This window comes from Streptomyces hygroscopicus subsp. hygroscopicus (assembly GCF_001553455.1).
Lineage (GTDB): Bacteria > Actinomycetota > Actinomycetes > Streptomycetales > Streptomycetaceae > Streptomyces > Streptomyces hygroscopicus.
Window position 1 is genome coordinate 1 of record NZ_BBOX01000135.1, and the last position, 22,643, is coordinate 22,643.

The window sequence follows — 22,643 nt, forward strand, 5'->3', positions numbered from 1 at the left end:
CGTCTAGAGGTCTTGGAACGGTGGCATGATGCGGACGATCACGATCAGTTGGTCTCGTGGTGCCACCAGGAAGAAGAAATAGCCGCCTGCCGCGTCCATGCGGCGTATCCCCCCGGCCCGCGGGCCGTTGCCGTAGTCGCTGACATCGACGCCCATGGCGGCCAGGTCGACCAGTTGTCCGGCGAGACGCTCCACTTCGGTCACCACGTGAGCGGGGATGCCGCCTGCCACGTGAGCGTGATCGGGGTCGTACTCCCAGCGCCAGCCAACGCTCATCGAGATGGGAGTCCGAGCGCGGCATGTGCGTCGTCCAGGATCTTGCCGATTGCGGACGCGGCACGTCGGGCCTGCGTCGCGTCGCCTGTCTCGGCAGCGTCCTCCCAGTGACGGAACTCCTTCGCGATATTCGGCTGCCGCTGGATGTGGATATAGACGGCCCACTGGGCGATGAACCGCTGGAGGGGGGCGAGATCGGAAGCCTGGCGGGACTGATCGGCGGCCTGATCCAGCTCCCGTGTGAAGGCGGGCAGGGCGGCGGGCACGATCTGCGCGACGGCCTGGCGGAGGGCCGTGACGGTGGCAGGCGGCTGAGGGATGAGTGGCTGCCCGGCGCTGGAGGTGGTCATTGCTGCTCCCATGGGCGTGATTCTGATCCCTGGGAGCAGCGTATCGAGTCCAAGCTCGATCACATCGCCCGAATGAGTGAGGCGGAGGCCTCAGCTTCCAGCGGGGGCGATGCCCGTAGGGCAGGAGCCGCCGTCGGACGGGTCACTCAGCTTGACGCCCGTGCCGCCGATGCCGCAGTAGCCCGCCGGGTTCTTGTCCAAGTACTGCTGGTGATATGCCTCGGCGGCGTAGAAGGGGCCCGCCGGGAGGATTTCGGTGGTGATCTGGCCGTAGCCGGAGCCGGTGAGGACGGACTGGTAGGCGGCGCGGGAGGCCTCGGCCTCGGACTGCTGCTCGGGGGAGTGGGTGTAGATCGCCGAGCGGTACTGGGTGCCGACGTCGTTGCCCTGGCGGAAGCCCTGGGTGGGGTCATGCGACTCCCAGAAGAGCTTCAGGAGGGCGGAGTACGAGGTGACGCTCGGGTCGAAGACGACGCGGACGGCCTCGGTGTGGGCGGTGAGGCCGCTGCACACCTCCTCGTAGGTGGGGTTCTCGGTGTGGCCGCCCTGGTAGCCGACGAGCGTCGTCCACACGCCCGGGGCCTGCCAGAACTTCCGCTCCGCGCCCCAGAAGCAGCCCAGCCCGAAGTCCGCGACGACCAGGCCCTCCGGGTACGGGCCGGTCAGCGGGTTGCCCAGGACCGTGTGGCGGTCGGGGACGGGGAAGCCCGGTTCGGGGCGACCTTTCAGCGCCTCCTCGGGGGTGGGGAGGTGGTTCTTGTGGCGGCTGAACAACATCACGGGGCTCCCATGCGGATCCGGCGGGCGGGTCGTTCCCTACGCGGGTCGTTCCCTGCGCGGGTGCGTTCCTTGTAACGGGCTTCGGGGGCCCGGAATTCCGAGGCGCCCGGCGGCCTCGGGTCCGGCCCCGCTTCGGGTTCGGGCGCCTCGGGCTCGGTGGTCTCGCGTCCGGCCCTGCTTCGGATTCGGCGTCTTACGTTGGGGCTGGTCGTCTCCGTCCGGCGGCCTCCGGTCCGGTCGTCCGGGTCCGGGCGCGTCTCGGGTCCGGGGCGTCACGTCCGGCGGCCTCGGGGCCGGCCGCCTCGGGGCCGGGTGCCTCGGGTCCCGCCACTCCCTCAGTGCGGCAGCGTCGCCGGGGTGCCGCCTCCGCCCTCCCAGCCCGCCACCGCGAGCGCCCGGTACGCCGTGTACTCGGCCGCCGGGTCCGCCCCGTACGACCAGGGGACCGCGCCCACATGGCCGTCCACATGGCGCAACTGCTCCAGCGCCTCCGCGTACCGCTCCGCCCGGACCAGGAAGAAGACCAGCAGATGGCGGACGTGCGGCAGGACCGGGTGGTCGGCCGGGGCCTGGCGGACGGCGTAGAGCGCGCCCTCGATCGCCTTCGTGATCACCTCGCTCCGGTACAGGGTGCGCACCAGGTTGGCCTCCGGCAGGTGCTCGAAGACGCCGAAGAGCGGAAGGGCGGGGAGGAGGCTCTTCTCCGGGGCCGACGCGGCGGCGGCGTGGGTGAAGGTGTCGGCGCGGTCCTGGGAGCCGTGCCACTTCTCGCACCAGTAGTGGAGGGCGGCCAGGTGGGCGCCCATGTGGTGCGGGGCGCGCTTGGTGACCTTGGACCACAGCTCCTCGAAGTCGGCCTGCCGGTACGCCAGACCGCGGGCGACGCCGAGCTCGATGATGTACGGCACCGGGTCGTCCGGGGCCAGCCGGGCGGCCTCGTGGCAGACGTCCCGGGCCTCCTCCAGGATCATCCGGAAGTCCTGCGAGGACGGGTCGAGCAGCGCCTGGCGGACCAGGAACTCCGCGTGCACCGCCGCCGCGCCCGGATCCTCGGGCGCCGCCGCCCGCCAGGTGCGCAGCCACATCCCGCCCTGGCCGGGGGCCTGGGCGAGTTCGAAGGCCGCCGCCCCGGCCAGGGTCTGCACCCGCTGCCAGCGCAGTTCCGAGGACGCCTCGGTGAGCGCGAGCAGGCGGGCGGCCGGCTGCCAGTCCTGCCGGGCCTGGACCTCCTCCAGCGTGTCGATCAGCTGGCGGTCCGGGCCGGGCAGCCGTACGTCCAGCCGCTCGCGCGGTACGAAGCCGTACTCCTGCGGGTCCGAGGCGCGCACCGCGCCCTGCGTGGCGTCCCGGCCGCCGCGCAGCCGCCGTACGGCCGGCACGACGATCAGCCCGCCGATCATGACGATGGCGATGAGGAAGATCAGAAGCTCCATGAGGTGTCCCCGTGTGAAGTCCCGTGACGGCTTGTGGTCCAGCCTATGCGCCCCGGCGGTCATTGAATCCAGCACAGGCGCGGCGGGCGTTACGCTCGGCCCCATGAGCCACCAGCACCCCCAGGGGCATCCGCAGAGTTTCGAGACGCTCGCCATCCACGCGGGTCAGGAGGCGGACCCGCGCACCGGCGCCGTCGTCCCTCCGATCTACCAGGTCTCCACCTACAAGCAGGACGGAGTGGGGGGCCTGCGGGGCGGCTACGAGTACAGCCGTTCCGCCAACCCCACCCGCACCGCGCTCGAGGAGAACCTGGCGGCGCTGGAGGGTGGCCGCCGCGGCCTCGCCTTCGCCTCCGGCCTGGCCGCCGAGGACTGCCTGCTGCGCACGCTGCTGTCGCCCGGCGACCACGTCGTCATCCCGAACGACGCCTACGGCGGTACGTTCCGCCTGTTCGCCAAGGTCGTGGAGCGCTGGGGGGTGGAGTGGTCGGTCGCCGACAGCTCCGACCCGGCGGCGGTACGGGCCGCGCTCCGCCCCCGTACGAAGGTGATCTGGGTCGAGACCCCGAGCAATCCGCTGCTCGGCATCACGGACATCGCCGCCGTCGCCGACGTCGCCCGCACCGCGGGGGCCCGGCTGGTGGTGGACAACACCTTCGCCAGCCCCTACCTTCAGCAGCCGCTCGCGCTCGGCGCGGACGTCGTGGTGCACTCCACCACCAAGTACATGGGCGGGCACTCGGACGTCGTCGGCGGTGCGCTGGTCGTCTCCGACAGCGGCCTCGGGGACGAACTGGCCTTCCACCAGAACGCGATGGGCGCCGTCGCCGGCCCCTTCGACGCCTGGCTGGTGATGCGCGGCATCAAGACCCTCGCGGTCCGCATGGACCGGCACAGCGCGAACGCCACGCGGATCGCGGAGATGCTCGCCGCGCACCCCAAGGTGACCCAGGTCTACTACCCGGGGCTGCCCGAGCACGCGGGGCACGAGACCGCGGCCAAGCAGATGCGGGCCTTCGGCGGCATGGTGTCGTTCCGGGTCGCGGGCGGCGAGCAGGCGGCGGTCGAGGTGTGCGACCGGGCGCGGCTGTTCACGCTCGGGGAGTCCCTCGGCGGTGTCGAGTCGCTGATCGAGCACCCGGGGCGGATGACGCACGCCTCGGCGGCGGGCTCGGCCCTCGAGGTGCCGGCCGATCTCGTACGGCTGTCGGTCGGCATCGAGGCGGTCGACGATCTGCTGACGGATCTGAGTCAGGCGCTGGGCTGAGGCACCCCCGTCCGGCCCCTGCCCCGGGGAACGCCGGTCCCGGGATCTCCTACCGCGTTCACCACCCCTCCAGGGGAGGGGTGGTGTCGGTGGGCGGCGGCGCGGTCCACGGTTCGACGATCGCCGCCCAGACGGCGAAGGCGACGACCGCGGCGAGCAGCAGCAGCCAGCCGATGGTGCGCAGCGCCCGGTGGCGGAGCAGGATCCGGTGTCCCCGCTCGGCCGCCCGGCCCGCCAGATCCGGCGGCAGTGCCGGATGCGGGCCCTCCAGCTCCATCATCCGGCGGACCTCGGTCTCCTTGCGGTCCGGGAAGCTCATGGCGCGACCTTGGCCGTGCCGGTGGTCGCCCGGCGGCCGGTGGACGGGGACGTTCCGGTCGCATCGCGCCGGCGCGCCGCGCTGCGCATCGCGGTGACCGCGCGGGTGCAGACCGCCCGGACCCGCTCGACCGGGAGGCCGAGAGCCGCCGCCGTCTGTTCCTCCGCGATCCCCTCGTACAGCCGCAGCACCAGCACCAGCCGCTCCTGCGGGGTGAGCCGGGCCAGCAGGCCGCCGCGCGGGCGGCGGTAGCGGTGGCTCCGGTGGGCGAAGAGGGCGGCCAGCGCGCGGCGGGTGTGGTCATACGGATCCTCGCCGCGCAGCCGGTCCCAGCGCGCGTAGGTGCGGGCGAGCGCGGTGGTCAGCAGGCGTTCCGCGGCTGCGGTGTCTCCCCTCGGTTCCCCCGTGAGCAGCGTGGCCGCATGCAGCAACCGGCCACCCGCGCCCGCGACGAATGCCTCGAACTCCCGGGCCCGGCGGCTCTCCCGTGCTGCCCGCCGCTCTCGCACCACGCCCTCCGCCTCCCGTTCCTTTAGGACACGGCAGGCACAGGCGCCCGGTCAAGAGGTCCGGCAGCGGTCCTCAAGCAGGGCGCGCTGCCCCGGGCCGGCGGGTCCGTTCGGTCGTGGCCCGTGCGGTGCCGGTTCCGTGCGGTGCCGGTTCCGCGCGGTGGCGGTTCCATGCGGTGCCGGTTCCGTGCGGTGCCGGTTCCGTGCGGTCGTGGCCCGCACGGCGTACGGCGGCGGCCGCCTTGCGCGACGGCGGGCCGTCCCCGCTCAGGTCGCGGGCGCCGCCTGGGGCACCGTGGAGTGCGCGGCGGAGAGGGCGATGTTGAACCGGGTCAGCAGATCGCAGAAGATATCGCGCTCCTCTGCCGTCCAGTCCCCGGTCACCCGGGCCATCAGATCGCGCCGGGAGGAGCGCACTTCCTCCAGGCGTGCCTTGCCGCGCGGGGAGAGTTGAAGCACGACCGCACGGCCGTCCTCGGGGTGCGAGGTGCGCTTGACCATGCCGGAGTCGACCAGCGGGGCGACCTGGCGGGTCACGGTGGACGAGTCGATGCCCATGCTCCCCGCGAGCGCCTTGACCCCCATCGGGCCTTCCTGGTCGAGCCGGTTGAGCAGCAGGTACGCGGCTCGGTCCATGGAGTTGCGGGCTTGGCCGACGCCGCCGAGCCTGGTCTGTTCCGCACGGCGGGCGAAGACGGCGACCTGATGCTGGAGCGTGTCCAGTACGCCGGTGTCGAGTTGAGTCGTCATGTCCGATTGGGTGGGCATGGCCTAGGGCTCACTTCATGCGGTGGTCTGTGGGATGTGGCACAGCGTACGCGGCCCGGGCCCCGCCCGTACGGGAGCTGCAGAAACCTGACGGTACCCGAGCCACAACCTGCCGTCGTGAGTCGTTCCCCGGCGCCGTGCGCCGGTCGACGGGCCCTCGCCGGAACGGGTCCGGCACGGGCCGGGGCAGTCCGGCACCGCCGGTGTCCGGATCCGGTGTGGGCCCGGCGGTCCGGCGCTGCCCGGTTGTCGGGATCCGGTGTGGGCCCGGCGGTCCGGCGCTGCCTGGTTGCGGGATCCGGTGTGGGCCCGGCGGTCCGGCGCTGCCTGGTTGCGGGATCCGGTGTCGGCCCAGCGCTCCGGCACTGCCCGGTTGCCGGGATCCCTCGGCCCAGCACTGCCCCGGCACCGTCTCCCGGCCCTGGCCTGGTACTTGTCCCTGCCCGGCCCGCCCGGCACCGTTTCCCGGCTCTGGCTCTGTACCCGTCTCTGCCCTGGCCCGCCCGGCACCCGTTTCCCGGCTCTGGCTCGGTATCTGTCCCCGCCACGGCCTTGCCCGGCACCGTTCCCCGCGCGGAGCTGCGCGAGATGCTGCGGCACTGGGGCGGGCCCGGCCGGGCCGATCTCGCCGAAGCCTCTGGCCCGGCCCGCCCGGCACCCGTTTCCCGGCTCTGGCTCGGTACTTGTCCCCGTGCCCCCGCCCCGGCTCGTCCACGGCCCACCCGGCCCCGCCCAGGCCCGCCCCGGCCCGCGGCGGTCTGCCGGGGGCGAGCTGCCAGACTGGGGACCATGGCTGCACGACTCGGCGATGAGGACGGGACCGGCTCCGGGTCCGGCCCGGCCTCGCACCCCACCTCCCACACCCACGCCCCCGGCCCCGCTTCCGCGCCCGCTTCCGCTTCCGCCTCCGCCGCCGCCGAGGGATCAGCGACGATCACCCTCGACGACGTCCGCGGCGCGCAGAAGACGCTGTCGGGGGTCTCCCGGCTCACCGCGCTGGAGGGCAGCCGCTATCTGTCCGGTCTGGTCGGCTCGCCGGTCCACTTCAAATGCGAGAACCTTCAGCGCACCGGGTCGTTCAAGCTGCGCGGCGGCTATGTGCGGATCGCGGGGCTCAGCCCCGCCGAGCGGGCGGCCGGGGTGGTCGCGGCCAGCGCCGGGAACCATGCGCAGGGGGTCGCGCTGGCGGCCTCGCTGCTGGGGGTGCGTTCGACCGTCTTCATGCCCGAGGGCGCACCGCTGCCGAAGATCGCGGCCACCCGGGAGTACGGCGCCGAGGTCCGGCTGCGCGGTCAGATCGTGGACGAGACGATGCGTGCGGCACAGGAGTACGCCGAGCGCACGGGCGCGGTCTTCATCCACCCCTTCGATCACCCGGACATCATCGCGGGGCAGGGCACGGTGGGGCTGGAGATCCTTGAGCAGTGCCCCGAGGTGCGGACCGTGGTGGTGGGCATCGGCGGCGGCGGGCTGGCCGCCGGGGTGGCGGTGGCGGTGAAGGCGCTGCGGCCGGACGTGCGGGTGGTGGGGGTACAGGCGGAGGGCGCCGCGGCGTATCCGCCGTCGCTGGCGGCCGGGCGGCCGGTCACGATCGACGCTCCCGTGACCATGGCGGACGGCATCAAGGTGGGGCGGCCGGGCGATGTCCCGTTCCAGATCATCGAGAAGCTCGTCGACGAGGTCCGCACGGTCACCGAGGACGAGCTGTCCAGTGCGCTGCTGCTCTGTCTGGAGCGGGCGAAGCTGGTGGTGGAGCCGGCGGGCGCGAGTCCGGTGGCGGCGCTGCTGTCGGCGCCGGAGTCCTTCGAGGGCCCGGTGGTCGCGGTGCTCTCGGGCGGCAATGTCGATCCGTTGCTGATGCAGCGCATCCTGCGGCACGGCATGGCCGCGGCGGGGCGCTATCTGTCGCTGCGGCTGAGGCTCACCGACCGGCCGGGGGCGCTGGCCACGCTGCTGGCGGTGCTGTCGACGCTGGACGCCAACGTGCTGGACGTCAGCCATGTGCGCACCAATCCGCGGCTCGGGCTGAGCGAAGCCGAGGTGGAGCTGCATCTGGAGACGAAGGGGCCGGACCACTGCGCGGAGGTCCGGGAGGCGCTGCGCGGGGCCGGGTACACCGTCATGGCCTGACGTCCCAACGCCTTCGTGCCGTCCGGCAAGATGCCCGCTGCTGGGCGACATCGCGGACCGGAACCCCTTCAGCGCGGAAAGAGACGCAGACAGCGCAGGAGGAGTCGCAGAAAGAGCCGCAGGAGGAGTCGCAGGAGGAGCCGCAGGAAGAGCCGCGAGATCCCGCGTGGATCGCGAAGGAGCCCCGGCCGTCCGGCCGGGGCTCCACACCGGGGCGCTCAGCCCTGGTACGGCTTGGCCTCCAGGATCCGCACCGAGGCGGTGCGGCCGTTGGGCAGCTCGTACTCCGCGTCCTGGCCGACCTTCTTGCCGTTCACACCCGAGCCCAGCGGGGACTGCGGCGAGTAGGTCTCGATGTCCGAGCTCGCGTACTCGCGAGAGGCGAGCAGGAAGGTCAGAGTGTCGTCAGGGTCGCCGTCGAACGCGATCGTGACCACCATGCCGGGGGCGACCACGCCGGTGTCCGCGGGCGCCTCGCCGACCTTCGCGTGCTCCAGGAGCTGCGTCAGCTGACGCACCCGGAGCTCCTGCTTGCCCTGCTCCTCTTTGGCGGCGTGGTAACCCCCGTTCTCCCGGAGGTCACCCTCCTCCCGGGCAGCCTCGATCTTCTTCGCGATCTCGACACGTGCGGGACCCGACAGGTACTCCAGCTCGGCCTTGAGCTGGTCGTACGCCTCCTGGGTCAGCCAGGTGACGTTCTCGCTGGTCTGGGTCACAGGTGCTCCTCGTCGGTGCTGGGAATACAAATGAACGCCCTACTCAGAAGGGTGCGCCTTCAAAGCCGGGCGAAACCACGAGCCTAACAATTCCGGCAAGAAACGGGGAGGAGGGAACTGGGCGGGATGCGTAGGAAGCCCGTCAGCGCTGGTCGGATCGGGTCAGCCGACCGACACGTCCAGTTCGGTTATCGGACGGGTTCGCAGCCGATCAACTCGGCGCTGGTCGCACGGGCCGTGGTCCGTACGGTCACCACCTCGACCGTGTCGCCCTGACGCTCACCGAACGTGAAGTCCTTCCGGCCCACCTCGCCGTGGTACTCGTCCAGCGTACGCACGGTGCAGACACCCGTGGTGCCCTTGTCCTTGGTGACTTCCAGCCGGACCTCTACGGCGTTGTCGGCGACCACCTTGAACCCGGTCATCCGGCCGCTGACGTCCTGACCGGCGATGTAGTCGTACCCGAACCAGGCGATCAGGGCGAGCAGCCCGGCGCCGAGGATCGCGCCGACGATCTTCAGCGTGCGGTCGGCACGCGCGTCCGCGGAGCGGCCGTAGCGCCCCTCGGGCAGAGCTTCGCGCACCGCGGCCATGGGCGTTCCTCCTGCTGGGGGAGAGATCGGAATTATTCGTCCCCGGTTTAGGTCACTATAGAAGCCGTCTTCCGCGACGAATCACTGAGGATCGAACTTGACTGAGCAGCTGCGTTTGATGGCCGTGCACGCACACCCCGATGACGAGTCGAGCAAGGGCGCGGCCACCATGGCCAAGTACGTCTCGGAGGGGGTGGACGTGCTGGTCGCCACCTGCACAGGCGGAGAGCGCGGCTCCATCCTCAACCCCAAGCTCCAGGGGGATCCCTACATCGAGGAGAACATCCACGAGGTCCGCGCCAAGGAGATGGACGAGGCGCGCGAGATCCTCGGTGTCCAGCAGGAGTGGCTGGGCTTCGTGGACTCCGGACTGCCCGAGGGCGATCCGCTGCCCCCGCTGCCCGAGGGCTGCTTCGCACTGCAGGACGTGGAGGCGGCTGCGGAACCGCTGGTGCGGCTGATCCGCTCGTTCAAGCCGCAGGTGATCACCACCTATGACGAGAACGGCGGCTACCCGCACCCCGACCACATCATGACCCACAAGATCACGATGGTGGCCTTCGAGGCGGCCGGTGACCCGGAGAAGTACCCGGAGGCGGGGGAGCCCTGGCAGCCGCTGAAGCTCTACTACAACCAGGGCTTCAACCGGGCGCGCACCGTCGCGCTGCACGAGGCGCTGCTGGCCCGCGGTCTGGACTCGCCGTACGGGGAGTGGCTGGAGCGCTGGAAGGACTCCGGGCGGCCCGAGCGCACCCTGACCACCTACGTGCCCTGCTCCGACTTCTTCGAGATCCGCGACAAGGCGCTGATCGCGCACCGTACGCAGATCGACCCCGACGGCGGCTGGTTCCGGGTGCCCATGGACATCCAGAAGGAGGTCTGGCCCACCGAGGAGTACGAGCTCGCCAAGTCGCTCGTGGACACCTCCCTCCCCGAGAACGACCTCTTCGCGGGCATCCGCAACAATTGAGCTCATGATGAGCGCCACCAGCACCCTCGCCATGACGCATCTCGTCACGCTCGCCGACGAGCTGGACAAGAACAAGGTGACCCCGGGCGTCCTCGGTTTCATCGTCTTCGCCGTGATCGGCGCGGCGGTGTGGCTGCTGATGAAGTCCATGAACAAGCACATGAAGCGGGTGGACTTCGAGGAGGCCCCGGAGCCCGGCAAGGCTCCGGCCGCGGCCTCCGCGGAACGCCCCAAGGGCGAGGAACGCACCGCCTGACCGCCAGCCTCGGCCTGACCGCGGGTCCCGCCCGACCGGGGGCCCGGCGGGGCATGGGCCGCGCCTGACCGTGGATCCGGCCTGACCAGGCGCCCGGCGTGGCTGGGCCGGGCTTGACCGCGGGTCCCGCCCGACCGGGGGCCCGGCGGGGCATGGGCCGCGCCTGACCGCGGGTCCGCTTGATCGTGGGCATGGCCGGACGTGGGCCGGGCGTGACCGTGAGTCCTGCCCGATCGGGGGCCCGGCGGGGCATGGGCCGCGCCTGACCGCGGGTCCGCTTGATCGTGGGCATGGCCGGGCAGGGGCCGGGCCTGACCACGGGTCCGGCCCGACCGGGGGACTGGCCCGACCACGGTCCACCCCGACCGCGGTCCACCCTGACCGGGACCCGGCCGGACGTTGGGCCCGGCCGGAATCCGTTGCCCGGCTCGGCTCAGGCAGCGATCTCGCCGTGGGCTGGCCCGACCGTGCCGTGGGCTGGGCGGGACGGGATATGTCAGGCAGGGCCTAGGCGCGAGGGCGGTCCGGCAGGACGGCCATGATCTCGCGCGAGTGGCGGCTCGGCACCATGCCGAGCTGCCATGCCTGCCACCCCGTCTCCGGCTCGACCCCGCGCTCCAGCACCAGGGCGAACGCCTCCGCGCACCCCTCCAGCCGGGAATCGCCCGCCGTGCCCTCCTCACGCATCTCCCGCACCAGCTCCGCCAGCTCCTCCTGCGCCACCGCCGTGCCGATGACCGACCCGCCCGCGGAGGCGAACGGCAGCAGGGTGCAGCGCAGGAACCGGGCCCATGAGCGGCCGCGCCGGTCCCCGTACCCCGCGAACAGTTCGGCCGCCTCGTCCACCAGCTCCAGCGCCTGCGCCGCCCTGCCGTTTCCCGCGTCGATCACCGCCAGCTCGAGACAGGACCATGCCTCGCCATGGGCCACGCCCACCCGGCGGAAGTCCTGCCGCGCGTCCTGGAGCAGCTGCCGGGCGAAGCCGCTGTTGCGCAGCGAGCCCGTCTGCGCCGCCCGCAGATCGCGGGTGACCCGCGCCGAGTGATGACGGGCACACGCCAGCCCGTACACGTCCCGCATCCGGCTGAACATCGTGCGGGCCCGCTCCAGCTCGCGCACCGCCGAGTCGTGGTCGCCGCGCTCCTCCAGCGCCTGGCCCAGGTAGTACAGCGTCCAGGCGTCGCCGCGAGCGTCCTCGTTGTCCCGGTGGCGGGAGAGGGCCTGGCGCAGCTGGTCGACGGCGGCCGACGCCTCCCCGGCCACCAGCCGGGCACGGGCGAGCTGGGTGAGCGCCCAGGCCTCACCGCGCTGGTCATGGGTGCGGCTGTAGGCGTCCAGCGCCTCCCGCAGCTCGCTCTCGGCGCGCGGCACGTCGCCCATCCGCAGACATGCCTGGCCGAGCTGGAAGTGTGCCCACGCCTGGCCGTGCAGGCTCTCGCTCTCCCGGTGCAGCTCCAGGGCGCCGCTCAGCAGCTCCAGCGCCTCGGCCAGCCCGCCGCGGTCGCGCTCCACCGCCGCCAGGGCGTGCATCGTCCAGGCCCGGTCGCCGCGCAGCTCCTCGGTCTGCTGCAGCTCCAGCGCCTCGCGCAGCTTGGCCGCGGCCTCCACCAGATTGCCCTGGTGGTGGAGGGTGATGCCGAGACTGCACAGGGCACGGGCCGCGCCCGCCTGGTGCTGCGCCTCGAAATACAGGTCCACCACCGAGGACAGCGTGGTGCGCGCCTGGTCCAGCTCGCCGAGCTGGCGGGCCGCGATACCGGTGCGCCACTGCACGGACCGCATCAGCAGCCCCTGGTCGACCGCCTGGGTGAGCTCGCTGATCTCGCCCAGCCGGTAGAGATCGCCGCGCAGCAGGCAGTAGTCGCACAGGGCGCCCAGCAGATGCAGCACCGCGGACTGGTCCACGCCCTCCGCATGGCGCAGCGCCGCGGTGATGAAGCTCGATTCGTCGTCCAGCCAGCGCAGCGCCGCGTCCAGCGAGCTGAAGCCATGGCCGCCGGCCGGGCCCTTGCCGAAGATGTCGGCTCGGGTGGAGGTCTTGCCGTCGACCAGCCGGATCACCGAGTCCGCGAGCTCGGCGTAGCTGCGGATCAGCCGCTCCTGCGCGGCGGTGCGCTCCTCCGGCTGCTCCTCGTCGAGCAGCCGGGCATGGGCGAAGGAGCGCACCACGTCGTGGAGGCGGTAGCGGCCGCCCCGCACATGCTGGATCAGCCCGGCCCGGCCGAGCGCCTCCAGATGGCGGGCGGCCTCCTGCTCGTCGGCGCCCAGCAGCGCGGCGGCCGCCGCGCCGCCCAGGCTGGACCGCCCGGCCAGCGCCAGCCGGCGCAGCAGCTTACGGGCGCCGTCCTGCTGGTCGGTGTACCGCAGCCACAGGGCGCGCTCGACCGCGCCCACCGGGCCGTACGCCTCCAGCTCGGTGACCAGGGCGGCGGGGGTGCGGGCACCGAGCGAGGAGCCCGCGATCCGCAGCGCCAGCGGGAGCCGCCCGCACAGCTCGGCGATCCGCTCCACGGACTGCCCGTCGTACGGGCCCGCCCCGGAGGGCTCCTCGGCGGAGGCCCGCAGCAGCTCCTCGGCGCCCGGCTCGTCCAGCGGACCCACCTCCATCCGGTGCACCCGGGCGGCGAGGTCGTCCGGAAGGCGCAGCGGAGCGCGCGAGGTGATCAGGACCAGGCTGTCGGACCGCTCGGGGATCAGGGTGCGCACCTGCTCGGCGTCGCGGGCGTCGTCGAGCACGATGGTGACCGGCAGCCCGGTCAGATACTGCTGGTACAGCTCGGTGAGCCGTCTGATGTGCTGGTCCTGCGAGGACCGCTCCCGGAAGAGCAGCTGGTCGCGGGGTGCGCCGAGCCGGTTCAGCAGATGCAGCAGCGCGTCCCGGGTGGGCAGCGGGGCCTGCTCGGGGCTGTCGCCGCGCAGATCCACCAGACAGGCGCCGCGGAACTGGTCGCGCAGATGGTGGGCCGCCCGCACCGCGAGCATGGTCCGGCCCGAGCCCGGCGGGCCCTCCAGCAGCACGACCGTGGGCCTGGTCTCGGTGGCCGCGCGGCCCTGCCGCACCCACTGCGCGATCTGGGTGAGCTGCGCACGGCGGCCCGCGAAGGGTCCGTCCGCCTCGGGGAGATGGGCGAACGACTGCTCCAGCACGGTGCGTCTGCGGGCCGCCTGGCTGCGGTCCGCGCCGCGCAGCCTGGGCACCTGCCCGGTGGAGGAGGCGGAGCGCTTGGCCTGGCCGCCGCCCTGGCGGGTGGCGGCCATGGTCATCCGGTGCTGGTCGATGAACGGCCGGATGCCTCGCACCTCGACCGCCGTGAGCCACTGCAGCCGCAGCTGCTCGGCCCCGCCGGGCTGGTTGCGCAGCGCGGCCCGGCGGTGGGCGGCGGGCCAGTGGCTCGCGGTGAGCTTGATCACGGCGGCGGCCGATCCGGCCACGGCGGCCGTCAGCCCCGCGCCCAGCGCCGTGCCGGCCGAAGTGCCATAGGTGAGATCCGCGCCGAAGGCAGCGACCGCGGCGACCGTGGCGGCCAGCGCCGGGGTACCGAGCAGCTCGCGCGACAGCCGGGCGGAGAGCGGTCTGCTGCCCGCATCGGATTCGTCCAGGGCGCGGACATACGCCCCGTACTCCTCCGCGGCGGGCGCGGCCATCTCGTCCAGCGCGCTCCGCGCCCGGCTGAGCAGCACCCCGCCGTCGGTGCGCCCGCCGGAGCGGCGCACCTCCTCCTCGACGGCGCGCGACAGCAGCCGCTCGACCTCAGCCCGATGACCGTCCCGCAGCACCGCCAGTGATCCCGGCATGTGATCCCCCTCCCGCAGCAGTGCCCTCAGTCTTCCGTTTCCGGCTCTTTTCCGGCAGTCCTGTGGATAACTCCCCTGTGGATAACTTCGCCTGCCTCGCCGGGTGGGGGAGGATGGACCCATGCCGAACCGTCTGGCGCACGAGACGTCCCCCTATCTGCTTCAACACGCCGAGAACCCGGTCGACTGGTGGCCGTGGTCCGACGAGGCGTTCGAGGAAGCGCGTCGCCGCGGGGTGCCCGTGCTGCTGAGCGTCGGCTATTCGAGCTGTCACTGGTGCCATGTCATGGCGCACGAGTCGTTCGAGGACAAGCCGACCGCCGACTATCTCAACGCCCACTTCGTCTCCGTGAAGGTCGACCGCGAGGAGCGGCCGGACGTCGACGCGGTGTACATGGAGGCGGTACAGGCCGCGACCGGCCAGGGCGGCTGGCCCATGACGGTCTTCCTGACCCCCGAGGCCCGGCCCTTCTACTTCGGCACGTACTTCCCGCCCCGGCCCCGGTCCGGTATGCCGTCCTTCCGGCAGGTGCTGGAGGGGGTGCGCGCCGCCTGGGCGGACCGCCGCGAAGAGGTGCAGGACGTGGCCGGGCGGATCGTCCAGGACCTGGCCCAGCGCACCGGCATCGCCCTGGGCTCCGGCGCGCCCCAGCCGCCCGGCGAGGAGGATCTGCACGCCGCGCTCATGGGGCTGACCCGTGAATTCGACTCCGTGCGCGGCGGTTTCGGCGGTGCGCCGAAGTTCCCGCCGTCCATGGCGCTGGAGTTCCTGCTGCGCCACCACGCCCGCACCGGCTCCCAGGGCGCGCTCCAGATGGTGTCGGCCACCTGCGAGGCGATGGCCCGCGGCGGAATCCACGACCAGCTCGGCGGCGGTTTCGCCCGCTATTCCGTGGACGCCACCTGGACCGTGCCGCATTTCGAGAAGATGCTGTACGACAACGCGCTGCTGTGCCGGGTCTACGCCCATCTGTGGCGGGCCACCGGCGCGGAACTCGCCCGCCGCGTCGCGCTGGACACGGCCGACTTCATGGTCCGCGAGCTGCGCACCGCACAGGGCGGCTTCGCCTCCGCGCTGGACGCCGACAGCGACGACGGCACCGGCAGGCATGTCGAGGGCGCGTACTACGTGTGGACGCCCGAGCAGCTGCGCGAGGTGCTGGGAGAGGCCGACGCGGAGTTCGCCGCCGGGTATTTCGGGGTGACCGAGGAAGGCACGTTCGAGCAGGGCGCCTCCGTGCTCCAGCTGCCCGACGGGGAGCGGCCGGTGGACGCCTCCCGCGTCGCCTCGGTACGGGAGCGACTGCTGGCCGCCAGGGAGCTGCGGGCCCGCCCAGGCCGCGACGACAAGATCGTCGCCGCCTGGAACGGCCTGGCCGTCGCGGCCCTCGCCGAGACCGGTGCCTACTTCGACCGCCCCGACCTCGTGGACGCCGCGACCGAGGCCGCCGAGCTGCTGGTGCGCGTCCACATGGACCAGCGCGGGCGGCTGGCCCGCACCTCCCTCGACGGCACCGCGGGCGGTCACGCGGGGGTGCTGGAGGACTACGGCGATGTGGCCGAGGGCTTCCTCGCCCTGTCCGCCGTCACCGGCGACGGCGCGTGGGTGGACTTCGCCGGGCTGCTGCTGGACACCGTGCTGAGCCGGTTCACCGACGAGGACGGCACGCTGTTCGACACCGCCGATGACGCCGAGGCGCTCATCCGCCGCCCGCAGGACCCGACGGACAGCGCCACGCCGTCCGGCTGGACGGCCGCCGCCGGTGCCCTGCTGTCCTACGCCGCCGTCGTCGGCAGCACCCGCCATCGGGAGGCCGCCGAGCGTGCCCTCGCCGTGGTGCGGGCCCTCGGCCCCCGGGCGCCCCGCTTCATCGGCTGGGGCCTGGCGGTGGCCGAGGCCCGGCTCGACGGGCCGCGCGAGGTGGCCGTGGTCGGCCCCGGCGACGACCCGGCGACCCGCGCCCTGCACCGCGCCGCACTCCTGGCCACGGCCCCCGGGGCGGTCGTCGCGGTCGGCGAGCCCGGCTCCGGCGAGGTCCCGCTGTTGCAGGACCGCCCGCTGCTGGAGGGGCGCCCGGCGGCCTATGTCTGCCGCGGCTTCACCTGCGACGCGCCCACGGCCGATGTGGAGGCACTGACGGCCAAGCTCGGGGGCTGACCAGGGGCGGTGGCCGCCCCTCCGGGGCGCCCCCGGTTCTCGGGGTGTCCGTCTGGGGTGTCCGCCCGCTCTCGGGGTGCCCCCGGCTCTTGGGGTGCTCCCGGCTCTTGGGGTGCCACCTGCTCTTGGGGTGTCCGCCTGTTCTTGGGGTGCCCCGGCTCTCGGGTGTTCGCCGCTCTCGGGGTGCTCCCGGCTCTTGGGGTGCCCCCCCGCTCTCGCGGTGTACGCCCGCTCTCGGAGTGCTCCCGGCTCTCTTGGAATGCCCCCGGCGCTCGGGGTGTCCGCCCGTTCCTGGGGTGCCCCCGCTGCCGGGTAGCTCGTCGGGGCGTCCCCGGGCCAGCTCGCCGGGACGTTCTGGGGGCGCCCCGGGTGCCCCGGGATTGGTGTTCGGTGCGGTCTCGGGTCGCTCCGGGTGTCCGGGAAGGCCCGCTGGGTGTGTCGGAGGCCCCGGGCCAGGTCGCCGGGGCGTTTTGGGGCCAGCTCGCCGGGACGTTCTGGGAGCGCCCCGGGGGCACCCGGGGTGGTATCCGGTACGGTCTCGGGTCGCCCCGGGTGTGGCTTCAGAAGGCCCGCCGCGTGCGCCGGGCAGCTGCCGGGCGGGGCCAGGCAGACCAGGGGCACCGCGCGCACGCGGGACTCGCCGGGCGGGTCAGAGCGGTAGGCCGCGGGTCAGCAGGTCCAGTGCCCGGTCGATGGCCGCCGCCATCTCGTCTCCGTCCCGGGCGTCCGTGCCGTTGGGCGTCCTCGTCCTCCTCTTCCCGGCGCTCCCGGCGGCCCTCTTCGCTGCCGCCCCGGTCTTCCCGGCCTCATCGGTGGCGCTCGCTGTGGGCTGCGCCAGTCTGCGCTCCAGGCAGTGGAAGACCGCTTCCCGCAGGGCGCCGAGGATGGCCCCCACCACGACCCGCACCTCGAAGTCGTCCGGGGCCCGGCCGCTGCGCTCGGCCAGCACCTCGCCCAGCAGCACCCCGTTGTCGGCCAGCCCCCCGCTCATTCGAGCGCGCAACGTCGGGACCTGCTGGACAAGGGCCAGCCGGACCAGCAGTTCCTCGCGCTCCGCACCCGCCGCGGGCCCCAGCAGCCCCACGACGGCATGGCGCAGGGAGACGGCCGGGGGCTCGTCCGGCGGGCGCTCACGGATCGCCTCCGCCATGAGCACGTCGTACTCGTCGGTGAGGACGATGTCCTCCTTGGCGGGGAAATAGCGGAAGACGGTGCTGGTCGAGACGTCGGCGGCGGCCGCGATCCGGTCCACCGGAGTGGCCTCGTACCCCTGCTCCGCGAAGAGCCGGAGGGCGGCGCGCCGGATCGCCTGCCGGGTCTTGATCTTCTTCCGTTCACGCAACCCGGGTCCGGGCTTCCGGGCGGGTTTCCGCTCGGGTTTTCGTCCGGACTGCCGTCCGGGCTCCGGGGCGGGTTTCCGGGCGGGTTTTCGTTCGGACTGCCGCTCCGGCTTTCGTGCGGACCGCCGCTCGGACTCCCGCTCGGCATTCCGTCCGGACTGCCGAGCGGGGCTGCGCTCGGGCTGCCGCTCGGGCTCCTGCTCCGGTTTCTGGCCCGGTTTCCGCTCCGGCTTCCGTGCGGACTTCCGGGTGGGCTTGCGCTCGGGCTGGGACGTGGTGGTGGCCTTGGGCATCTCAGGCGTGCTGGTAGGCCACCAAGGAGATGCCGACGTAGTGCACGACGAAGGCGGCCAGCGTGAAGCTGTGGAACACCTCGTGGAAGCCGAACCAGCGGGGTGAGGGGTTGGGGCGCTTGGTGCCGTAGACCACCGCGCCCACGCTGTAGAGCAGCCCGCCGACGATGATCAGCGTCATCACGGCGAAGCCGCCGGTGCGCAGGAAGTCGGGCAGGAAGAAGATGGCCGCCCAGCCCAACGCGATGTAGCACGGGGTGTACAGCCAGCGCGGGGCGCCGACCCAGAAGACCCGGAAGGCGATTCCGGCGAGCGCCCCTGCCCACACCAGCCACAGCAGCAGCTGTTTCTTGCCGTGCGGCAGGAGTAGCAGGGTGAAGGGCGTATACGTGCCCGCGATGATCAGGAAGATATTGGCGTGGTCCAGCCGCCGCAGCACCGCCGTGGCGCGCGGTCCCCAATTGCCGCGGTGGTAAAGCGCGCTGGTGCCGAACAGCGCACACGCGGTGAGGGTGTAGATGGCACAGGCGAGCCGCCCGCGCGGACTGTCGGCGAGCGCTGTCAGCACCACACCCGAGACCAGCGCCGCGGGAAACATGCCGGCGTGCAGCCAGCCACGCAACATCGGCTTCAGCGGGAGCGGCGGGGCCACTTCGGGCCCTGGGGGGTTCTCAACGGCGGCATCGGATGCAGCGGCAGTCATAGCGCTCATGCTACCTACGCCACCGTAAGTTACCGGTCAATACCGAGTGGTGATGGTCACCAAGGCGCCCACTGGACAGATGGCCTCTACAGTCGGATGATCAAATGAGCGCGGTCGGCACCGGATGAGCTGAGCATCCGGGTCGCAGCCCCCAAGGGGTAGCTGTCTCCATAAACGGATATGAGTGCACATATCCGTCCAAAACCCTCAATTCGAAACGCCGGGGCGAGTGCGGCTCCGGCGGGATGGAGCGATCGTGGCGCCCAGCAATGTGGCTTCCTCCCTCACCACCACCCCGAGCCCCACGAACCACCAGGAGCTCCTCTCCTGGGTCGGCGAGATAGCCGCCCTCACCCAGCCCGATCAAGTGGTGTGGTGTGACGGCTCGGAGGCGGAGTACGACCGCCTGTGCGCGGAGCTTGTCGAGAAGGGCACCTTCAAACGCCTTGACCCGATCAAGCGCCCCAACTCCTACTACGCCGCATCCGATCCGAGCGATGTGGCGCGCGTCGAGGACCGGACCTTCATCTGCTCCGAGAAGGAGGCGGACGCGGGCCCGACGAACCACTGGAAACACCCCGACGAGATGCGCGCCATCTTCTGCGGAGAAGGCGGAGAAGGCGGAGCAGGCGCAGGAGAGGGCAGTTCCCCGGGGGAACAGGGCATCTTCCGGGGTTCGATGCGCGGCCGGACGATGTACGTCGTGCCCTTCTGCATGGGGCCGCTCGGCTCGCCGCTGTCCGCGATCGGCGTCGAGATCACCGACTCCGCGTACGTCGCCGTCTCCATGCGCACCATGACCCGCATGGGACAGGAGGTCCTCGACGTCCTCGGGGACGAGGGCTTCTTCGTCAAGGCCGTCCACACCCTCGGTGCCCCCCTGGAGCCCGGCCAGGCCGATGTGCCCTGGCCCTGCAACTCGACCAAGTACATCTCGCACTTCCCGGAGTCGCGCGAGATCTGGTCGTACGGCTCCGGCTACGGCGGCAACGCCCTGCTCGGCAAGAAGTGCTACGCCCTGCGCATCGCGTCCGTGATGGCGCGCGACGAGGGCTGGCTCGCCGAGCACATGCTGATCCTCAAGCTCACCCCGCCGCGCGGGGAGGCCAGGTACGTGGCCGCGGCGTTCCCGAGCGCCTGCGGCAAGACCAACCTCGCGATGCTGGAGCCGACCATCCCGGGCTGGACGGTCGAGACGATCGGCGACGACATCGCCTGGATGCGGTTCGGCGAGGACGGCAGGCTCTACGCGATCAACCCCGAGGCGGGCTTCTTCGGTGTCGCGCCCGGCACCGGTGAGCACACCAACGCCAACGCGATGAAGACCCTGTGGGGGAACTCGGTCTTCACCAACGTCGCGCTCACCGACGACGGTGATGTGTGGTGGGAGGGCATGACCGAGGAGCCGCCCGCCCATCTGACCGACTGGAAGGGCAACGACTGGACCCCGGCGAGCGAGACGCCCGCGGCCCACCCCAACGCCCGCTTCACCGTGCCGGCCGGTCAGTGCCCGATCATCGCGCCCGAGTGGGAGGACCCCAAGGGCGTGCCGATCTCGGCGATCCTCTTCGGCGGCCGTCGGGCCAGCGCCGTTCCGCTGGTCACCGAGTCCTTCGACTGGCAGCACGGGGTCTTCCTCGGCGCCAACGTGGCGAGCGAGAAGACCGCGGCGGCCGAGGGCAAGGTCGGCGAGCTGCGCCGCGACCCGTTCGCCATGCTGCCGTTCTGCGGCTACAACATGGGCGACTACATGGCCCACTGGGTGAAGGTCGGCAAGACCGCCGACCCCGCCAAGCTGCCGAAGATCTACTACGTCAACTGGTTCCGCAAGGACGCCGACGGACGCTTCGTGTGGCCGGGCTTCGGCGAGAACAGCCGGGTGCTGAAGTGGATCGTGGACCGCCTGGACGGCAAGGCCGAGGGGGTGGAGACCCCGATCGGGGTGCTGCCGACGCCCGAGGCGCTGGACACCGACGGTCTGGACCTCGACGACGCCTCGCTCGAACTGCTGCTGACGGTCGACAAGGACGTCTGGCGGGAGGAGGCGGCGCTGATCCCCGACCACCTGGCCACCTTCGGCGAGCACACGCCCAAGGAGCTGTGGGACGAGTACCACGCGCTGGTGAAGCGCCTGGGCTGAGTCCTCCGCGCCGTGGCCCGGGGTCCGCGCTGCCGTGGCCCGGGGCCCGCGCTCAGGCGCGGGCGCCGGGCCCGCTCATGCGGCGAGGCCCAGGGCGGCGGCGTGGGACCGCAGGCGCTCGGCCGCCAGCGTCGTCACGGCCGTGTCGGCTCGGGACGTGGCCACGACCAGGGCCCAGCCGGCCAGGGTGTGGGCCCGCTGGTGAAGGGCGGCGACGTGGGCCGGGTCCGGTTCCGTCGCCGAGGGCGCCGCGCGCAGCGGGGCGTGGCCGTCGCGCAGCCGGGCGGCCTGGCCGGCGAGGCGTTCGGCGGCGTCGTCGAGGCCGGGGTCCGGGGTGAGGGCGCGCAGCTCGTCCGTCACCGTGAGCAGTGCGGTCAGATGTCCGGCCAGCCGGATGTCCAGCTCTTCCTCGCGGGAGCGGTGCGGGAAGTCGGGCTTGAGCGCGGCCATGCTGTGGACCGACTTGGTGCGGATCGGTTCGTACATGGATGGCCTCCCAGAGGTGTCAGGAGACCATCCTAACTTAGACTCTGTCTAAGGTTGAGTCGCGGTCAAAAGTGCCCGACCGGCAAGGGGGCTCAGGGCTGGCCGTATCCGTCCAGGAAGTTTCCGATCCTGGTCACCGCGTCGGCCAGGTCCTTCTTGGCGGGCAGGGTGACGACGCGGAAGTGGTCCGGCTCCGGCCAGTTGAACCCCGTGCCGTGCACGATCATGATCTTCTCGGCCCGCAGCAGGTCCAGGACCATCTGCCGGTCGTCCTTGATCTTGTAGACCTTGGGGTCGAGCTTGGGGAAGGCGTACAGCGCGCCCTTGGGCTTCACGCAGGTCACGCCGGGGATCTGGGTCAGCAGGTCGTACGCCGTGTCGCGCTGCTCCAGCAGCCGGCCGCCGGGGAGCACCAGATCGTTGATCGACTGACGGCCGCCGAGCGCCGTGGCCACCGCGTGCTGGGCCGGCATATTGGCGCACAGCCGCATGTTGGCCAGGATCGTCAGTCCCTCCAGATAGCTGGCGGCGTGCGCCTTCGGGCCGCAGACCGCGAGCCAGCCGCTGCGGTAGCCCGCCACCCGGTACGCCTTGGAGAGGCCGTTGAAGGTGAGCGTCAGCAGATCGGGGGCGACGACGGTGGTCGGGGTGTGGGTGACCCCGTCGTAGAGGATCTTGTCGTAGATCTCGTCGGAGCAGACGATCAGCTGGTGGCGGCGGGCGATGTCGGTGAGGCCGCGCAGGATCTCCTCGCCGTAGACCGCGCCCGTGGGGTTGTTGGGGTTGATGATGACGAGCGCCTTGGTGCGGTCGGTGACCTTGCGCTCGATGTCGGCGAGGTCCGGCAGCCAGTCCGACTGCTCGTCGCAGCGGTAGTGGACGGCGGTGCCGCCGGCGAGGGAGACCGCGGCGGTCCACAGCGGGTAGTCGGGGGCGGGGACGAGGACCTCGTCCCCGTCGTCGAGCAGCCCCTGCATCGACATCTGGATCAGCTCGGAGACGCCGTTGCCGAGGAAGATGTCCTCGACGTCGAGGTCGATGCCCTGCGTCTGGTAGTGCTGCATCACCGCGCGCCGCGCGGACAGCAGTCCCTTGGCATCGCCGTAGCCATGGGCGTCGCCGAGGTTGCGGAGCATGTCCTCGAGGATCTCCGGGGGGCATTCGAAGCCGAAGGCCGCCGGATTGCCGGTGTTGAGCTTGAGGATGCGGTGTCCTGCCGCCTCCAGCCGCATCGCCTCCTCGAGCACCGGGCCACGGATTTCGTAGCAGACGTTGGCGAGCTTCGTGGACTGGATCACCTGCATGTCGGCCACCTTACGGCGGTGTGTCGGGGGCCGCTCGGTGTTTTTCGCCACGTGGAC

20 protein-coding genes are annotated in these 22,643 nt (G+C 72.2%); 6 read left to right on the forward strand and 14 right to left on the reverse strand.

Translation table 11 applies throughout. The annotated features are described in order from the left end of the window. Positions 1 to 3 precede the first annotated feature (3 nt). From AXW62_RS15850 to AXW62_RS15865, 4 genes are all read right to left on the reverse strand, one after another. Complete coding sequence (locus AXW62_RS15850; RefSeq protein ID WP_060945127.1) at positions 4 to 276, reverse strand: hypothetical protein; 273 nt, start codon at positions 274 to 276, stop codon at positions 4 to 6. Next, a complete protein-coding gene (locus AXW62_RS15855; protein ID WP_060945128.1) occupies positions 273 to 626 on the reverse strand; it encodes a DUF6247 family protein in 354 nt (117 codons plus the stop codon). The genes AXW62_RS15850 and AXW62_RS15855 overlap by 4 nt, the downstream gene beginning before the upstream one ends. 90 nt (positions 627 to 716) lie before the next feature. Then, on the reverse strand, positions 717 to 1,403 hold the full coding sequence (msrA, locus tag AXW62_RS15860) for a peptide-methionine (S)-S-oxide reductase MsrA (RefSeq protein ID WP_060945129.1): 687 nt from the start codon (positions 1,401 to 1,403) through the stop codon (positions 717 to 719). Positions 1,404 to 1,741: 338 nt separating this feature from the next. Next, positions 1,742 to 2,839 (reverse strand): hypothetical protein, encoded by a 1,098-nt coding sequence (locus AXW62_RS15865; RefSeq protein WP_060945139.1) that lies wholly within the window; start codon positions 2,837 to 2,839, stop codon positions 1,742 to 1,744. 103 nt (positions 2,840 to 2,942) lie between these two features. On the opposite strand from AXW62_RS15865, the gene AXW62_RS15870 reads away from it, so the two are divergent. Beyond that, the gene (locus AXW62_RS15870) at positions 2,943 to 4,106 is read left to right on the forward strand and encodes a cystathionine gamma-synthase (RefSeq protein WP_060945130.1); all 1,164 of its coding nucleotides are present in this window, start codon (positions 2,943 to 2,945) and stop codon (positions 4,104 to 4,106) included. A gap of 58 nt (positions 4,107 to 4,164) precedes the next feature. Here the strand turns inward: AXW62_RS15870 and AXW62_RS44845 are convergent, their stop codons facing one another. The 3 genes from AXW62_RS44845 to AXW62_RS15885 form a co-directional block, all read right to left on the reverse strand. Further along, positions 4,165 to 4,425, reverse strand: a complete 261-nt coding sequence (locus AXW62_RS44845) for a hypothetical protein (protein WP_060945131.1) — start codon at positions 4,423 to 4,425, stop codon at positions 4,165 to 4,167. Then, positions 4,422 to 4,934 (reverse strand): sigma factor-like helix-turn-helix DNA-binding protein, encoded by a 513-nt coding sequence (locus tag AXW62_RS15880; protein WP_060945140.1) that lies wholly within the window; start codon positions 4,932 to 4,934, stop codon positions 4,422 to 4,424. Before AXW62_RS15880 ends, AXW62_RS44845 begins: the two co-directional genes overlap by 4 nt. A gap of 267 nt (positions 4,935 to 5,201) precedes the next feature. Then, a complete protein-coding gene (locus tag AXW62_RS15885; RefSeq protein WP_030822270.1) occupies positions 5,202 to 5,702 on the reverse strand; it encodes a MarR family winged helix-turn-helix transcriptional regulator in 501 nt (166 codons plus the stop codon). A gap of 789 nt (positions 5,703 to 6,491) precedes the next feature. Between AXW62_RS15885 and ilvA the strand changes: the two genes are divergently transcribed. Beyond that, entirely contained in the window at positions 6,492 to 7,832 is a 1,341-nt protein-coding gene (gene ilvA, locus AXW62_RS15890) for a threonine ammonia-lyase (protein WP_244502771.1), read from the forward strand. Between the two features lie 218 nt (positions 7,833 to 8,050). Here ilvA and greA read toward each other — a convergent pair whose 3' ends face one another. Then, positions 8,051 to 8,548, reverse strand: a complete 498-nt coding sequence (gene greA / locus AXW62_RS15895; RefSeq protein ID WP_030822277.1) for a transcription elongation factor GreA — start codon at positions 8,546 to 8,548, stop codon at positions 8,051 to 8,053. Positions 8,549 to 8,736: 188 nt separating this feature from the next. Then, positions 8,737 to 9,141, reverse strand: a complete 405-nt coding sequence (locus AXW62_RS15900) for a DUF4307 domain-containing protein (RefSeq protein WP_030822279.1) — start codon at positions 9,139 to 9,141, stop codon at positions 8,737 to 8,739. A gap of 97 nt (positions 9,142 to 9,238) precedes the next feature. Here AXW62_RS15900 and mca point away from each other — a divergent pair, with 97 nt between their 5' ends. Beyond that, positions 9,239 to 10,111 (forward strand): mycothiol conjugate amidase Mca, encoded by an 873-nt coding sequence (gene mca / locus AXW62_RS15905; RefSeq protein ID WP_030822281.1) that lies wholly within the window; start codon positions 9,239 to 9,241, stop codon positions 10,109 to 10,111. A gap of 7 nt (positions 10,112 to 10,118) precedes the next feature. After that, positions 10,119 to 10,367, forward strand: a complete 249-nt coding sequence (locus tag AXW62_RS15910; protein WP_037644808.1) for a hypothetical protein — start codon at positions 10,119 to 10,121, stop codon at positions 10,365 to 10,367. A gap of 507 nt (positions 10,368 to 10,874) precedes the next feature. Here AXW62_RS15910 and AXW62_RS15915 read toward each other — a convergent pair. After that, positions 10,875 to 14,162, reverse strand: coding sequence for a tetratricopeptide repeat protein (locus tag AXW62_RS15915; RefSeq protein WP_060945132.1), 3,288 nt, complete (start codon positions 14,160 to 14,162; stop codon positions 10,875 to 10,877). A gap of 121 nt (positions 14,163 to 14,283) precedes the next feature. Here AXW62_RS15915 and AXW62_RS15920 point away from each other — a divergent pair, with 121 nt between their 5' ends. After that, on the forward strand, positions 14,284 to 16,320 hold the full coding sequence (locus AXW62_RS15920; protein ID WP_060945133.1) for a thioredoxin domain-containing protein: 2,037 nt from the start codon (positions 14,284 to 14,286) through the stop codon (positions 16,318 to 16,320). 649 nt (positions 16,321 to 16,969) lie between these two features. On the opposite strand, the gene AXW62_RS15925 is transcribed toward AXW62_RS15920, so the two are convergent. Both AXW62_RS15925 and trhA read right to left on the reverse strand, forming a co-directional pair. After that, positions 16,970 to 17,662 carry a TetR/AcrR family transcriptional regulator gene (locus AXW62_RS15925; RefSeq protein ID WP_060945142.1) on the reverse strand — a complete coding sequence of 231 codons (693 nt, stop codon included), beginning with the start codon at positions 17,660 to 17,662 and terminating at the stop codon, positions 16,970 to 16,972. A 292-nt stretch (positions 17,663 to 17,954) separates the two neighbouring features. Then, positions 17,955 to 18,656 (reverse strand): PAQR family membrane homeostasis protein TrhA, encoded by a 702-nt coding sequence (gene trhA / locus AXW62_RS15930; protein ID WP_060945134.1) that lies wholly within the window; start codon positions 18,654 to 18,656, stop codon positions 17,955 to 17,957. Positions 18,657 to 18,912: 256 nt separating this feature from the next. Between trhA and AXW62_RS15935 the strand changes: the two genes are divergently transcribed. Beyond that, entirely contained in the window at positions 18,913 to 20,796 is a 1,884-nt protein-coding gene (locus AXW62_RS15935) for a phosphoenolpyruvate carboxykinase (GTP) (RefSeq protein ID WP_169808139.1), read from the forward strand. A 75-nt stretch (positions 20,797 to 20,871) separates the two neighbouring features. On the opposite strand, the gene AXW62_RS15940 is transcribed toward AXW62_RS15935, so the two are convergent. Both AXW62_RS15940 and AXW62_RS15945 read right to left on the reverse strand, forming a co-directional pair. Beyond that, positions 20,872 to 21,282, reverse strand: coding sequence for an SCO4983 family protein (locus AXW62_RS15940; protein ID WP_030822300.1), 411 nt, complete (start codon positions 21,280 to 21,282; stop codon positions 20,872 to 20,874). Between the two features lie 92 nt (positions 21,283 to 21,374). Beyond that, the gene (locus AXW62_RS15945; RefSeq protein ID WP_060945135.1) at positions 21,375 to 22,586 is read right to left on the reverse strand and encodes a pyridoxal phosphate-dependent aminotransferase; all 1,212 of its coding nucleotides are present in this window, start codon (positions 22,584 to 22,586) and stop codon (positions 21,375 to 21,377) included. Between the last annotated feature and the right edge of the window lie 57 nt (positions 22,587 to 22,643).